General features: G+C 65.1%; 12 protein-coding genes. 9 read left to right on the top strand and 3 right to left on the bottom strand.

Annotated elements, in window-relative coordinates:
* The first annotated feature begins 58 nt into the window (after window positions 1-58).
* The 5 genes from cyoA (at window position 59) to AC5QAH_RS15900 (ending at window position 4,727) form a co-directional block, all read left to right on the top strand.
* Window positions 59-964 (top strand): ubiquinol oxidase subunit II, encoded by a 906-nt coding sequence (gene cyoA, locus AC5QAH_RS15920; protein ID WP_049454007.1) that lies wholly within the window; start codon window positions 59-61, stop codon window positions 962-964.
* A gap of 5 nt (window positions 965-969) precedes the next feature.
* Entirely contained in the window at window positions 970-2,946 is a 1,977-nt protein-coding gene (gene cyoB, locus AC5QAH_RS15915; protein ID WP_010482112.1) for a cytochrome o ubiquinol oxidase subunit I, read from the top strand.
* Window positions 2,943-3,578: a cytochrome o ubiquinol oxidase subunit III gene (cyoC, locus tag AC5QAH_RS15910; RefSeq protein ID WP_010482111.1), complete on the top strand. Its 636-nt coding sequence runs from the start codon at window positions 2,943-2,945 to the stop codon at window positions 3,576-3,578. The genes cyoB and cyoC overlap by 4 nt, the downstream gene beginning before the upstream one ends.
* Window position 3,579: 1 nt before the next feature.
* A complete protein-coding gene (gene cyoD, locus AC5QAH_RS15905) occupies window positions 3,580-3,912 on the top strand; it encodes a cytochrome o ubiquinol oxidase subunit IV (RefSeq protein WP_006399830.1) in 333 nt (110 codons plus the stop codon).
* Between the two features lie 143 nt (window positions 3,913-4,055).
* Window positions 4,056-4,727, top strand: a complete 672-nt coding sequence (locus AC5QAH_RS15900) for an SCO family protein (RefSeq protein WP_159360826.1) — start codon at window positions 4,056-4,058, stop codon at window positions 4,725-4,727.
* A 136-nt stretch (window positions 4,728-4,863) separates the two neighbouring features.
* Here AC5QAH_RS15900 and AC5QAH_RS15895 read toward each other — a convergent pair whose 3' ends face one another.
* A complete protein-coding gene (locus tag AC5QAH_RS15895) occupies window positions 4,864-5,457 on the bottom strand; it encodes a S8 family serine peptidase (protein ID WP_043401240.1) in 594 nt (197 codons plus the stop codon).
* A complete protein-coding gene (locus AC5QAH_RS15890) occupies window positions 5,457-7,223 on the bottom strand; it encodes a S8 family serine peptidase (protein WP_159360678.1) in 1,767 nt (588 codons plus the stop codon). The genes AC5QAH_RS15895 and AC5QAH_RS15890 overlap by 1 nt, the downstream gene beginning before the upstream one ends.
* A 310-nt stretch (window positions 7,224-7,533) precedes the next feature.
* Here AC5QAH_RS15890 and AC5QAH_RS15885 point away from each other — a divergent pair, with 310 nt between their 5' ends.
* The gene (locus AC5QAH_RS15885; protein WP_043401242.1) at window positions 7,534-7,974 is read left to right on the top strand and encodes a DUF2231 domain-containing protein; all 441 of its coding nucleotides are present in this window, start codon (window positions 7,534-7,536) and stop codon (window positions 7,972-7,974) included.
* Window positions 7,967-9,277, top strand: coding sequence for a PQQ-dependent sugar dehydrogenase (locus AC5QAH_RS15880; protein WP_495232447.1), 1,311 nt, complete (start codon window positions 7,967-7,969; stop codon window positions 9,275-9,277). The genes AC5QAH_RS15885 and AC5QAH_RS15880 overlap by 8 nt, the downstream gene beginning before the upstream one ends.
* Before the next feature lie 90 nt (window positions 9,278-9,367).
* Here the strand turns inward: AC5QAH_RS15880 and AC5QAH_RS15875 are convergent, their stop codons facing one another.
* Window positions 9,368-10,030: an exopolysaccharide biosynthesis protein gene (locus AC5QAH_RS15875; protein ID WP_126560868.1), complete on the bottom strand. Its 663-nt coding sequence runs from the start codon at window positions 10,028-10,030 to the stop codon at window positions 9,368-9,370.
* Window positions 10,031-10,179: 149 nt separating this feature from the next.
* Between AC5QAH_RS15875 and yidA the strand changes: the two genes are divergently transcribed.
* The gene (yidA, locus tag AC5QAH_RS15870) at window positions 10,180-11,013 is read left to right on the top strand and encodes a sugar-phosphatase (RefSeq protein ID WP_049453999.1); all 834 of its coding nucleotides are present in this window, start codon (window positions 10,180-10,182) and stop codon (window positions 11,011-11,013) included.
* A 362-nt stretch (window positions 11,014-11,375) separates the two neighbouring features.
* Entirely contained in the window at window positions 11,376-13,694 is a 2,319-nt protein-coding gene (locus AC5QAH_RS15865) for a TonB-dependent receptor (protein WP_495232446.1), read from the top strand.
* Window positions 13,695-13,708 lie beyond the last annotated feature (14 nt).

The raw sequence follows: 13,708 nt of genomic DNA, 5'->3' as shown, positions 1-13,708 counted from the left end.
CGGGCGCTGCGCGCAGGCGAGCCGGTCAAGCGCGCTTCTTCAACAGGGTTGACCTCCAATGAATATCTGCTGGAACCGCATCCGCCTGGCGCTGGTCGCCCTGGCCTGCGTCGGCCTGTCGGGCTGTGACTGGGTGCTGCTGGATTCGAAGGGCATGGTCGGGCTCGCCCAGCGCGACCTGATCCTGATCTGCATCGGCCTGATGCTGATCGTGGTGATACCGGCCATCGTGCTGACCTTCGTGTTCGCGTGGCGCTACCGCGCCGGCAACACCAAAGCGAAATACACGCCGGACTGGTCGCACTCCACCAAGGTGGAGATCGTGGTCTGGGGCGTGCCGCTGATCATCATCGCGGTGCTGGCGGTGATCGTGTGGAAGTCGACCCACGAGCTGGACCCCTACAAGCCGCTGGACGTGGCTGGCGAACCGCTGCACGTGGACGTGATCGCCACCGACTGGAAGTGGGTGTTCGTGTACCCGGACCTGGGCATCGCCACGGTCAACCAGCTCAACTTCCCGGCCAATCGTCCGCTGGCATTCAACATCACCTCCAATTCGACGATGAATACCTTCTTCATCCCGCAGCTGGGTGGGCAGATCTACGCGATGGCCGGCATGCGCACGCAGCTGCACCTGATCGCCAACGAACCCGGCCAGTTCCGTGGCATGTCCGGCAACTACAGCGGGCATGGCTTCTCGAACATGAAGTTCATCGCCACTGCCAGCAGCAACGAAGACTTCGAGCGCTGGGTGGCCGAAGTGCGCAGCGCGCCCGACGCGCTCAGCTTCACGCATTTCAAGGCGCTGGCCGCGCCGTCGAAGAACGCACCGGTGCAGCACTTCTCCAGTGTTGAACCGCTGCTGTTCAAGAAGGTCATCGACCAGTTCATCGGCGTCGGTGAGAACACCGCTGCTGCTACCCCGGCGGGCGCTGCCGGCGGTGCCCAGGTTTCCCAGGAGTAACGAACATGTTGGGTAAATTGACGTGGGAGGCCGTGCCGCTGCACGAGCCGATCGTCGTGGTCACCTTGGCGGCCATGGTGCTGGGTGGCCTCGCGCTGCTCGGTGCGGTGACGTACTTCAAGCTGTGGGGCCCGCTGTGGCGTGACTGGTTCACCACCGTGGACCACAAGAAGATCGGCATCATGTACGTGGTGGTGGCGCTGGTCATGCTGGTGCGCGGCTTCGCCGATGCACTGATGATGCGCGCGCAGCTGGCCGCGGCCGGGCCGGGCAGTGACGGCTTCCTGCCACCGGAGCACTACGACCAGATCTTCACCGCGCACGGCGTGATCATGATCTTCTTCGTAGCCACCCCGTTCGTGGTCGGCCTGATGAACATCATCGTGCCGCTGCAGATTGGTGCGCGCGACATGGCGTTCCCGTTCCTCAACGCCTTCAGCTTCTGGATCTTCGTGGTCGGCGCAGCGCTGATGATGATCTCGCTGGGCGTTGGCGAATTCGCCATGACCGGCTGGGTGGCCTATCCGCCGCTGTCGGGCATCGAGTTCAGTCCAGGCGTAGGTGTCGACTACTACATCTGGGCCCTGCAGGCGTCCGGCATCGGTACGTTGCTGACCGGCGTCAACCTGTTCATCACCATCCTGCGCATGCGTGCGCCGGGCATGACCCTGATGAAGATGCCGGTGTTCACCTGGACCGTGCTGGTCACCAGCGTGATCATCATCGCCGCCTTCCCGATCCTGACCGTGGCGCTGGGCGCGCTCACCCTGGATCGCTACCTGGACTTCAACTTCTACACCAACACATTGGGTGGCAACCCGATGATGTACGTGAACCTGGTGTGGGCCTGGGGCCATCCGGAGGTGTACATCCTGGTGCTGCCGGCGTTCGGCATCTTCTCTGAAGTCACGGCCACGTTCGCGCGCAAGAAGCTGTTCGGTTACAAGTCGATGGTGGGCGCCACGCTGGCGATCGGCATCCTGTCGTTCATCGTCTGGCTGCACCACTTCTTCACCATGGGCTCCGGTGCCAGCGTCAATGCCTTCTTCGGCATCATGACGATGATCATCGCCATCCCCACCGGGGTGAAGATCTTCACCTGGCTGTTCACCATGTATGGCGGCCGCGTCGAGTTCAGCGTGCCGATGCTGTGGACCATCGCCTTCCTGGTCACCTTCACCATCGGTGGCATGACCGGCGTGCTGCTGGCCATCCCGGGCGCGGACTTCCTGCTGCACAACAGCCTGTTCCTGGTCGCGCACTTCCATAACACCATCATCGGCGGCGCGCTGTTCGGCTACCTGGCCGGCTTCGCCTACTGGTTCCCGAAGGTGTTCGGCTTCACCCTCAACGAGCGCCTGGGCAAGTGGTCGTTCGCCTGCTGGGTGATCGGCTTCTACCTGGCCTTCATGCCGCTGTACATGCTGGGCTTCATGGGCATGACCCGTCGCATGAACCAGTACGACAACCCGGCGTGGACGCCGTACCTGATCGCCGCCTTCATCGGCGCGCTGTTCGTGTTCGCGGGCATCATCCTGATGCTGGTGCAGATCTACGTGAGCGTTCGCGACCGCAAGCGCAACCTGGACCTGACCGGCGACCCGTGGAATGCGCGCACGCTGGAATGGGCCACGCCGTCGCCGCCGCCGTTCTACAACTTCGCGGTGGTGCCCAAGGCCGATGAGCTGGACGCCTTCCACGAAGCGAAGAAGCGCGGCCTGCCGCCGCCGCCGAAGACGTACGCGCCGATCCACATGCCGAAGAACACCGGCGTGCCGCTGATCCTCAACATCTGGATCCTGGTGCTGTGCTTCGCCCTGGTCTGGCACATCTGGTGGATGGCCGCGGCCAGCTTCATCGCGATGATCGTCACCCTGATCGTGCGGTCCTACGACGAGGACGTGGACTACTACGTCAGTTCCGAAGAGGTGGCGCGCACTGAAGCGGCCAACCTTGCCAAGCTGAAGGAGGTACGCGCATGAACCTGTTGACCCGCCCCGAGCTGGCCACCGGCACGCAGGCACACGAGGACCACCACGAACACGACCACAGCCACGAGCAGGGCGGCATGAAGGTGTTCGGCATGTGGGTCTACCTCATGTCCGACCTGGTGCTGTTCGGTTCGCTGTTCGCCTCGTACGCGGTGCTCAGCACCGCCTACGCCGGCGGCCCCACCGGCAAGGAGCTGTTCTCGCTGCCGTTCGTGATGGCCGAGACCTTCCTGCTGCTGGTCTCCAGCATCACCTACGGTCAGGCCGTGCTGGCGATGCATCGCCACGACACCTCGGCGGTGTTGCGCTGGCTGGGCGTGACCTTCGTGCTCGGTGCCTCGTTCATCGGCATGGAAATCTACGAGTTCTCGCACCTGATCCACGAAGGCGCGGGCCCCAGCACCAGTGCCTACCTGTCGGCGTTCTTCGCGCTGGTCGCCACCCACGGCCTGCACGTGGCCAGCGGCCTGATCTGGATGGCGGTGGTCATGCATCAGGTCTACCGCCGTGGCCTGACCCCGACCAACATCACCCGCGTGTCGTGCCTGAGCCTGTTCTGGCACTTCCTGGACCTGGTGTGGATCTGCGTCTTCACCTTCGTCTACCTGATCGGAGCCTTCTGACATGGCCCACGTCGAAACTTCGCGCGCTGGCAATGCGCACGGCTCCACCAAGTCCTACCTGATCGGCTTCGTGCTGTGCGCGCTGCTGACCGTGGTGCCGTTCGCACTGGTGATGAATCCGGTGCTGTCGCGGCCGCTCACATTGTTCCTGCTGGTCGGCTTCGCAGTGGCGCAGATCCTGGTGCAGCTGGTCTATTTCCTGCACATGGACCGCAAGTCCGAAGGTGGCTGGAACCTGGCCAGCTTCGTGTTCACCCTGGTGATCCTGTTCATCGTCGTCGCGTTGTCGGTCTGGATCATCTGGAGCATGCACTACCACATGATGATCAACTGACCGTGGCCGGGGTGATCGGCACGGATCGCGCGATCACCCCGGCACCTCAGCCCTCTTTTCCCCCAAGGGCAGGCCTGACCGAGACCCCGCCCGCATCTGCGTTGGTGGTACCCGTGAAGCGTCCTGCTGCTGTTGTCCGTTCGTTGTTCTCTCCCCGTTTCCGCCTGCCGCTGCTGGCAGGCCTGGCCATCGGCCTGCTGGCTGGCTGCAGTGCGCAGTCGCGCATGGACTTCTACTCCAAGGACATCGCCTGCGAAGAACTTGGCCAGCAGTGGTCGATGCCCGATAGCCACGGAACCGTGCGTGGCCCGAAGGACCTGCAGGGGCAGGTGACCTATCTGTTCTTCGGTTTCACCAGCTGCCCGGATGTGTGCCCGATCACCATGGTCGAGCTGAGCCAGGTCAAGCACCTGATGGGCAAGGATGCCGACCAGCTGCAGGTGGTGTTCGTCAGCGTCGACCCGGCGCGTGATACGCCGGAGGTGGCGCGCACCTATGTGGAAGCCTTCGACCCCAAGGCGATCGCACTGGTTGGCAACGAAGCGCAGTTGGCCGCGATGGCCAGCGACTTCAAGGCGTTCTACGAGAAGGAACCCGGCCAGGTGCCGGAGACCTACACCATGAGCCACATCGCCGGTGGCTACGTGTTCGACCGCCAGGGCCGCCTGCGCCTGTTCGCGCCCTATGGCATGCCGGTGGACAAGCTGTTCTCCGACGTGCAGCGCCTGCTGCTGGAGCCCGCTCATCCAGCCGCCGGCAACGACGCACTGGCCAGCTGCAGCCGCAAACACAGCGACACACTCGCCGCCCGCTGACGCTGGTGGCTGCCAACCTTGGTTGGCACGTCTGGATCTGCTGTTGGTGGGTGCCGACCGTTGGTCGGCACATCCCCCCCCACCCATCCCCCGGCCGGCCAGGAGAGCCAACCGGCCGGGGGCACCACTCAACGCCTTACTTGGTTTCTTCCCACTGCACCACGTCCGGCTCGGCGGCCTTGATGCCGGCGGTCGACAGCAGCTTGGTGGTCGCATCCAGCGCCGCGTTCACCGACGGGTACTCCACAATCGCGCGGCCCGAGGCCTTGGATACCTTCACCACGGTGCCGCCGGTGGCGGTGGCCGCACGCTGGGCCGAGGCCGCATCGGTGAAGAACACCTTGACCCGCGAGGTCGCCACTACCGGCGCGCCATCGTTGGAGACAGCGGCCGCAAACTTGCTGGCGCCGGCATCTGCACGTGCGGCCACACCGGTAGACGCATCGGTGGACCGCTTGCTGCGGGTACCGACGGCCGCCGCGCTGGCATCAGCCCCGGTCGTGATCCGGAACTGGCCGCCGCTGGCCGGCTGCACGGTTGCCGACGGCGCCAGCTGGAAGCGCGCGCCGCCCACATTGAACGAACGGCCGGTGGCCTCCGCCTTCAACTGCTGCGTGTCTACGGTCGACAAGGTCTTCGCCGGAGGTGTCTGGCCCGAACTCTGTGCCCAGGCGGTGGTGGTCATCGCCGCGAGGGCGAGGGTGCTCAACAGAATGGTCGTCTTCATCATCAGTGCCCCAGAACGCGGATCTTGAAGAATTCGAGGTTGCCACGCGATGCAGCGTTCGCGGCCTGCCCCAGGTCGGTGACTTCCAGCGTCCAGGTGCCCGTGGCGTTCTCATCCAGGAAGGCATTGCTGGACAGCAGGTCCCAGTTGGTGAAGTTGCGCTGGACACCATTGAGGCCAGAGCCGATCGCGGTGAATGCCGGCTGCACCACGCTGCGCGTGCCACTGGGCGAGACCAGCACGAACTGCAGCTGGCGGGTGTTGCTGTGATTGACCCGGAAGCCGAGCTGCACGCTTTCGATGTTGCGCGCGCCATTGGCCAGCTGGAAGGTCAGGCGAGCAGCAGTGGCCGAGGTATTGCCGATGGCTACGGTGCGCGTCGTGTTGCGCCAGCCGCTGTCCACCAATGCACCCAGCGACTGGAAGTTCTCGGCGACCTCTACTGCACGGGCGGCGTTGACCACGCCGAAGCCGTACCAGTTGCTGTAGGCGCGGCCGGCGGCATTCACCGTCCAACCCGGCACCAGCACGCGGCCATCGGAGTGCGTGACCGCCGCCCGGTTCGGGTCATTGCGGGTGGCCGTGGTGGCCAGGATGTACTTCACATCGCGGTAGGACAGGTTTGGATTGGTTTCCAGCAGCAATGCCGCCACGCCCGACACCATCGGCGTGGCCGCCGAGGTACCGTTCATCTTGCCGGTGTAGTTGCAGGTGCTGTCGATGGCGGACTGGTCGCCGTCCAGTGTGTTGCGCAGGCTCGTATTCTTGTTGCTGCCCTGCGCGCAGCCGGTGACGTCGGTGGTGAGGATGGCCGGATCGTAGCGGATCGCCAGCTGCCCCGGCACGACCTGCCGCTGCCAGCCGTTCTCGCCACCGAAGCCGGACACCCACAGCGCCGAGCCGGTGGACGAGTACGAGGAGCGCACGCCATCGGCGCGCACGGCGGCAACAGTGATCACGTTGAACAGGTTGTTGCGCGGATCGCGGCCGGCCGGAATGCAGCCCGTGTTGCGGTTCTTGGTGTCTGCCGAGCAGATGTCGGTGCCATCCGAGCGTGCGCCGTTGTTGTGGTTGTTGCCGGCGGCTTTCACGTAGATGCCACCGCGCCCGCCACGGGTGCCGGACATGGCCTGCTCATAGGCGGTGATGTCGTTCTGGCTGTAGGCCAACGGCAGGTTGGGGTTGCCCGGGCTGGAGCCCCAGCTGTTGTTGAAGACCCCCACGTCGGCCACTTCGGCGCCATCCCACCACGAGTACTCGATGTTGGAATTCGAATTGCCCTGGGCATTGGATGCCAGGAAATTGAAGCCCTTGAGTGTGGCCGCCGAGGCCACGCCGCGCACGCCCAGGTTGTTGGAGCCCACCGCACCGGCGATGCCGCCGACCATGGTGCCGTGATTGTCGCGGTCAGGATTGGACGGTGAAGGGTTGTTGCTCTGGTTGGCGAAATTCTTGCCCGCGACCGCCGCGACGTTGGCAGCCAGGTCCGGGTGGGCGATCTGCAGGCCGTCATCGACGATGGCGATGGTGACGCCTTGGCCACGGATGCCATTGCGGAACAGGCCATCCACGTTGAGATCGTTGCCGGCCACCGGCAGGGTATCGCCCAGTACAGCCTGCCCGGTGTTGAGCAGATGCCACTGACGCCCGGCCAGCGGATCGGCCTGCTGGGCCTGGGCGGTGACGGCCAGGCTGCCCAGCACCAGGGCAGTGGCAAGGGCCAGGCGCGCGGAGCACGGTGGCGCGGAGCGTTGCGTGTGTCGCTTCATACACGAATCCTTCTGTTGTGAATCGGCATGGCAGGACGGCGGGGCGGATCTGCCCCATCGCAACGAGCCAAACGCGACACAACGAACAACCCCCTACCTCTTCACACACCCAATCTGCAGATGTGCCGATTGCGTCACAAACGCTTATGCCGCGGGGTAATGACGACTGCCGTGCCCCGCATCTGGCGGACGCCAATCCTGATTGGCACCTGTATCCACGCAGGGCGTGGATCTACCAGGTGTCATCGCGTGGCTTCACACGCGGCTGTGCTACTACAGCCCGTGCACCCTTCCGCGTCGGAGCACGATGATGGTCAATCCGCTCGCCCAGGCCCACCGCGGCCTCGGCACCACGCTGTTCAGCCTGTTGAACCCGATACCCTTCGGCTTCTTCGTCGGTGCATTGATCTTCGACGCGATCTATCTCAACAGCGCCGAGGTGATGTGGGGCAAGGCCGCTGCCTGGCTGATCACCTTCGGCCTGCTGATCGCCATCCTTCCGCGCCTGATCAACCTGTTCGCGGTCTGGCGCCGCAGCGGTACCGCCACCCGCATCGACCGCATCGACTTCTTCCTCAACCTGGTCGCAGTGGTGCTGGCCATCTGGAACGCCTTCGTGCACAGCCGCGACGCCTATGCCGTTGCGGTGCCAGGCACGATCCTGTCGGCGCTGACCGTGGCCCTGATCGCACTGGGCCTGATCCTGCTGTCACTGCAGCCGCCGGTGCTGCAGGGAGGTCGTCATGGTTAAGCACATCCTGCCCACCGTGGCCGCGCTGGCACTGGCCGTCACCCTGTCGGCGTGCGCGGGCAAGGCCGAATACCACCCCGCTGACCAGTCCGGCGCACAGCCGCCGTTGCCGGCACCGAAGAACTTCCTGATGCCGCCGATGCAGGTGCCCAAGGGCGTCGGCTGGGCCGACGGCCAGTCACCCACGGTGGCAGAGGGCCTGAAGATCGAGCGCATCGCCGCCAACCTGCTGCATCCGCGGCGGCTGTTGACCCTGCCCAACGGCGATGTGCTGGTGGTGGAAGGCAACGGCCCCGGCGAAGAACCGGTCACCACGCCCAAGCAGTGGATTGCCGGCAAGGTGAAGGCGCGCTCGGGCAAGGCCGGCAAGGGCGGCAACCGGGTTACCCTGCTGCGCCGCACGCCGGGAACGAACACCTGGACCCAGCACGTCTACATTGAGGGCCTGCACTCGCCGTTCGGCATCCAGTTGATCGGTGACACGCTGTACGTGGCCAACACCGGCAACATCATGCAGTACCACTACGTGCCCGGCGAAACCCGCATGCCCGACAAGGGCCGCGAGTTCACCGACCTGCCCAGCACCATCAACCACCACTGGACCAAGGAACTGCTGGCCAGCCGCGATGGCCGCAAGCTGTACGTGGGCGTGGGTTCCAACAGCAACATCACCGAGAATGGCCTGGCCGTCGAATACCGCCGCGCGGTGGTGCTGGAAGTGGACGTGGCCACCCGTGGCAGCCGCATCTTCGCCTCGGGCATCCGCAACCCGACCGGCCTGGACTGGGAGCCGAGCACCGGAAAGTTGTGGGCTGTTGCGAACGAACGCGATGAGATCGGTGCCGACCTGGTGCCGGATTACCTGACCTCGGTGAAAGAAGATGGTTTCTACGGTTGGCCCTACAGTTACTACGGCCAGCACGTGGACGAGCGCGTGCAGCCGCAGCGGCCGGACCTGGTGGCCAAGGCGATCGTGCCGGACTACGCCATCGGCTCGCACGTGGCGCCGCTGGGCCTGCTGTTCTACACCGGCCAGGCACTGCCGGCGCAGTACCACGGCGGTGCCTTCATCGGCGAACACGGCAGCTGGGACCGTTCGCCACTAAGTGGCTACGAAGTGGTCTACGTACCGTTCAAGGACGGCAAGCCGACCGGGCGGCCACAGACCGTGGTCAGCGGCTTCGCCTCGAAGGACGAGAAGACGCTGATGGGTGCGCCGGTGGGGATGGCCATGGATGCAGAGGGCGCGCTGCTGGTCGCCGACGACGTGGGCGACGTGGTGTGGCGGGTGTCGGCCAAGTAGTTCTGTAGAGCCGAGCCTATGCTCGGCTGCTCTTCGTTCGGTGCACGGAAACCCGCGCGGTGCGCGCGTAAGCCGAGCATGGGCTCGGCTCTACAGTTCCGCAGTACTGCTGCGGAACCCGCTGAACACCGACTCGGCAGCAAACCCGACGCCGCCCAGCAGCACGCCGAAATACACCACCGTGGCCACCACGAAGCCGTAACCGGCCGCCACCGCCGCGCCATCGCGCTGGATGAAGCCGATTGCAAAGGCCATCAGCGCCAGCGCCGGCAGCGTGTTGCTGAAAGGAATCGGTCCGGCGGGCGCCATCAGCAGCAGGGTCGCGAACACCAGCATCAGGTTGTTCAGGCGCATCATCTTCTTCGAGCGCACCATCACCGCCAGCCGCATCGGCCGCGACAGCCGCTCCATGCGGTGCACCCACTTCAGCGCACGGCCCAGGTTGGCCTTCAGCTTGTCGGTGGCGATCTCGCGGCGCGCCAGCTTCTGCGGCACCCACAGCGGGCGGTTGCGCACCCGGCTCAGGCCGATCAGCAGGATCGAGGCGCCGAACACGGTGCTCAGCCCCGGAATCGACACCGGAATGATGAAGATGGCCGAGAGCAGGATCACGATCAGCAGCAGGCCTTCATCGCCCAGCGCACTGAGCAGGGTGCCGACGCTGACCTGCTCGCCGGGCAGCTCGTCGATCATCTGCTCGATCTGCTGGGCCAGAGGCGCACTGTCGTTGGTTTCGGGGGCACGGTAGGTCATGCGTCGCAAGGTTCTCCAGGGAAGGGCGGTCAGCGGGCCGTCCTGCGGTGGGGGACGCACAGGCTCCCGCAGTATCCCGGCCAACGTGGGCAAAGAGGTGAACCGGGCATGAGGGGGTAAACTGGCGTGCCCCGCACGAGTTGAACGCAATGGACATGGGCCGCAGGCAATCGACCATCGAACTGGTCGCCATCGACATGGATGGCACCCTGCTGGACCCCAGCCACACGCTCACCGCCCGGGCCAAGCAGGCCATCGCGCAGGCGCGCGCGCTGGGGGTGCACATCGTGCTGACCAGTGGCCGCCCGGTTCCCGGCCTGGCACCGTTCCTGCACGAGCTGGGCATCACCGGCGACGACGACTACTGCATCGCCTGCAATGGCGGCCTGGTGCAACGCATCGGCACGCGCGAAACCGTGGTCGAGTATCCGCTCAGCTTCGACGACTTCCTGTTCTGCGAGCAGGTGGCCCGCGAAGTGGGCGTGCACTTCCAGGCGCTGGACAGCCAGCGCATGTACACGCCCAACCAGGACATCAGCTATTACACCGTGGCCGACTCGCATCTTTCGCGGATGCCGCTGTCCTACCGCCGCGTGGAAGACATGGACCCGTCGATGTCCTTCATCAAGCTGATGATGATCGACGCGCCCGACGTGCTGGATGCCGCCATCGCGCGCCTGCCCAGCGAACTGACCGAGCGCTTCGCGGTGCTGAAGAGCGCGCCGTTCTTCCTGGAAGTGTTCGACCGCCGCGCCGGCAAGGGCCCGAGCCTGCAGAAGCTGGCCGAGCACCTGGGCATCGATCGCGCCAACGTGATGGCCATCGGTGACCAGGAAAACGACCTGACCATGCTGCAGTACGCCGGTACCAGCGTGGCGATGGGTAACGCCATTGATGCAGTGAAGGCGGTGGCGCGGTTTGAAACCACCAGCAATGCCGATGAAGGTGTGGCGCGGGCGATCGAGCGCTTTGTCCTGCAGTAAGCGCGCGGTCAGCTGTCCAGGTAGCTGCCAACCTTGGTTGGCACACGCAGACGGCAAGCGCCGACCAAGGTCGGCCCCGACCACGCCGGGGCTATACCCACGTATAACCCACCCATCCCTATCGCCATTCGCGCTGTACCACCGCGCAATGGCGAATGCGGCAGCGCGATGCAAGAATTTCGCACGTCGAAATCACGCCATCGAATTCTGAGGCAGAGGATCGTCTTCCTCTGCCACTGACCGGCGCGCACTGCGCCGTCACCCCCAACGCAATCGCATCGCCAGCCAGGGCGCCGACACCGGTGCTGCAACGCGCTGGCCGTGCACGTGCGCCGCTCTCTCCCTACATCCTGGATCTGCCCATGAACACCCCACCCACGACGCGCCTCGCCCTGGCCATCATCGCGGCCACCACCGCACCTGCGTACGCCGCGGAAACGCACGATGCCGCGCACGACACGCCCACTACACTCAACGCCCTGCAGGTCATCGCCACACCGCGCGGTGCGGCCGTGGCACCGACCCAGGTGATCGGCCCCAACCGCTACATCATCAAGGCCGAAGACCTCGACGCGATGGTCACCGGCAACAACGGCCTGGCCATGCTGAAGCAGGTGCCCGGTGCCAGCTACACCGCCACCGATGGGCTGGGCCTGGATATCTCGGCCACCAGCCTGTTCGTGCGCGGCTTCCGCATGAATGAAATGGGCATCACCTTCGAGGGCGTGCCGCTGAACGACAACGGCTTCCTCTCGCTCACCGGCACCAGCGTGGTGAATGTGGGCGTGCCCGATGGTATCGGCACGATCACGGTCAGCCCTGGCGGCGCACCGGTCAGCGTGTTCTCCAGCAGCGTCAACGGCGGCAGCCTGGAATACCGCCTGCGCGAGCTGCAGGACACGCCCAGCCTGCGCGTGAAGCAGGGCGTGGGCAGCAACAACACGTTGGTCACCACGGTGTCCGGGCAGAGCGGCCAGCTCGGTGAGCATGGCCCAAAAGTGCTGGTCGACCTGCAGCGCGTGTCCGCCGACAAGTACCAGGGCGAGGGCACGCAGAACTTCCTGCGCGGCGACCTGAAGCTGCAGCAGGACGTCGCCTGGGGTGACTTCACCGTGTTCCTGTCCGACAGCAAGGCCAAGGTCTGGGGCTACAACAACATCTCCTTCGACATGATCCGCAAGCTGGGCTGGAAGGCCGACATCTTCTATCCGGATTATGCGTGGGCCTGGTACGTGGCTTCGCCGGAAAACGCGGACAAATCCTGCGGCGCCTACACCTGCGGTGAGCTGTCCGAACTGATTCCGTACGACACCGGCCAGACCACCCGCGACCGCGTGTCATCGATCAACCATCGCTTCCAGATCACCCCGGCGCTGAGTGGCAACGTGCAGCTGTACAACGCCAACAGCCACACCCAGGCCACGCTGACCGACCCGACCGTACCGTCGCCCAACGGCGCACCGTTCTCCGAACAGGTACAGACGCCGCGCCTCAACCGCCTGGGCGGCATGGTCAACCTGCAGTTCGAGACCGGCGCGCACACCTTCACTGCCGGTTTCTGGCAGGAGAAGAGCAAGGCCGCGGCCAAGACCGAGTGGTACCAGCAGCCACTGCTGGGCGAGGGCCCGCCGCTGAAGGCCACCGGCCCGTTCGACGTGTACGGCCCCGCGTTCAAGACCGACAACGCATCGAGCTGGGTGACCCGCTCGCGCCAGTTCTACCTGCAGGACGACATCGTGCTGAACGACACGCTGAAGCTGGGTGTCGGCCTCAAGGCCGTGGACTTCCGCACCCGCGGTGGCGGCCTGGGTGATGCCAAGGACCGGCCGGTGAATGGTACGCTGCGCGCGAAGAGCAACTTCCTGCCACATGTCTCGCTGTTCTGGAGCCCGACCGAATCCACCGACGCCTTCATCGACCTGGCCAACACCATGAACGGCTACCGCGTGGCCCAGCGCGGCAACATCGGCTACACCGCCTCCGCATGGACCATCACCGACCAGGAAGAGTTCGACCGCGTGGCCGGCACGCTGCGCCCGGAGAAGAACTGGAACCTCACCGTAGGCGCGTCGCATCGCTTCGACCGGCTGACGATCACCGGCGACGTGTTCTACAACGACATCCGCAACCGCCTGCTGTCAGCAGCCATCGGTACCCAGTTCGCGCAGATCAACACGGTTCGGCTGATGCCGAAGATGCATGTGATCGGTGCCGACCTCGGCATCACCGCCGACCTGACCGACCACCTGCAGTTCTATCAGGGCGTGGCCGTAGCCCGTTCGTACTACGACAGCGATTTCGTGGTGGGCGACACGGTGTACCCGATCAAGGGCAATGCCCAGCCGGGCTACCCGCAGATCTCGCTGGTCAGCGACCTGTCCGCGCACTTCGGTGACTGGCGTTTTGGTGCCACCAGCACCTCGTACCTGCGCCAGCCCTTCACCTACGAGAACGACATCCGCGTGCCCACGTTCTGGCAGGTCAACACCTATGCCGCCTACCGCTTCGGTGCCGATAGCGCGGTGCCGGGGCTGGAGCTGCGGCTGGACGTGAGCAACCTGTTCAACCGCCACAACATCGGCACCGCCACCATCGCCGGCTCGTCGTTCTCGGGGGATTACCAGACCCTGCAGCGCAGCGCGCCACGGCAGCTGATGTTCAGTACCTCGATGACCTTCTGAGTAGATCCACGCCA

It is taken from the genome of Stenotrophomonas sp. YJH_SMC_43 (genome assembly GCF_059372535.1).
Note: the sequence above shows the minus strand (reverse complement) of the source record. Positions and strands in the feature narration are given on the sequence as shown.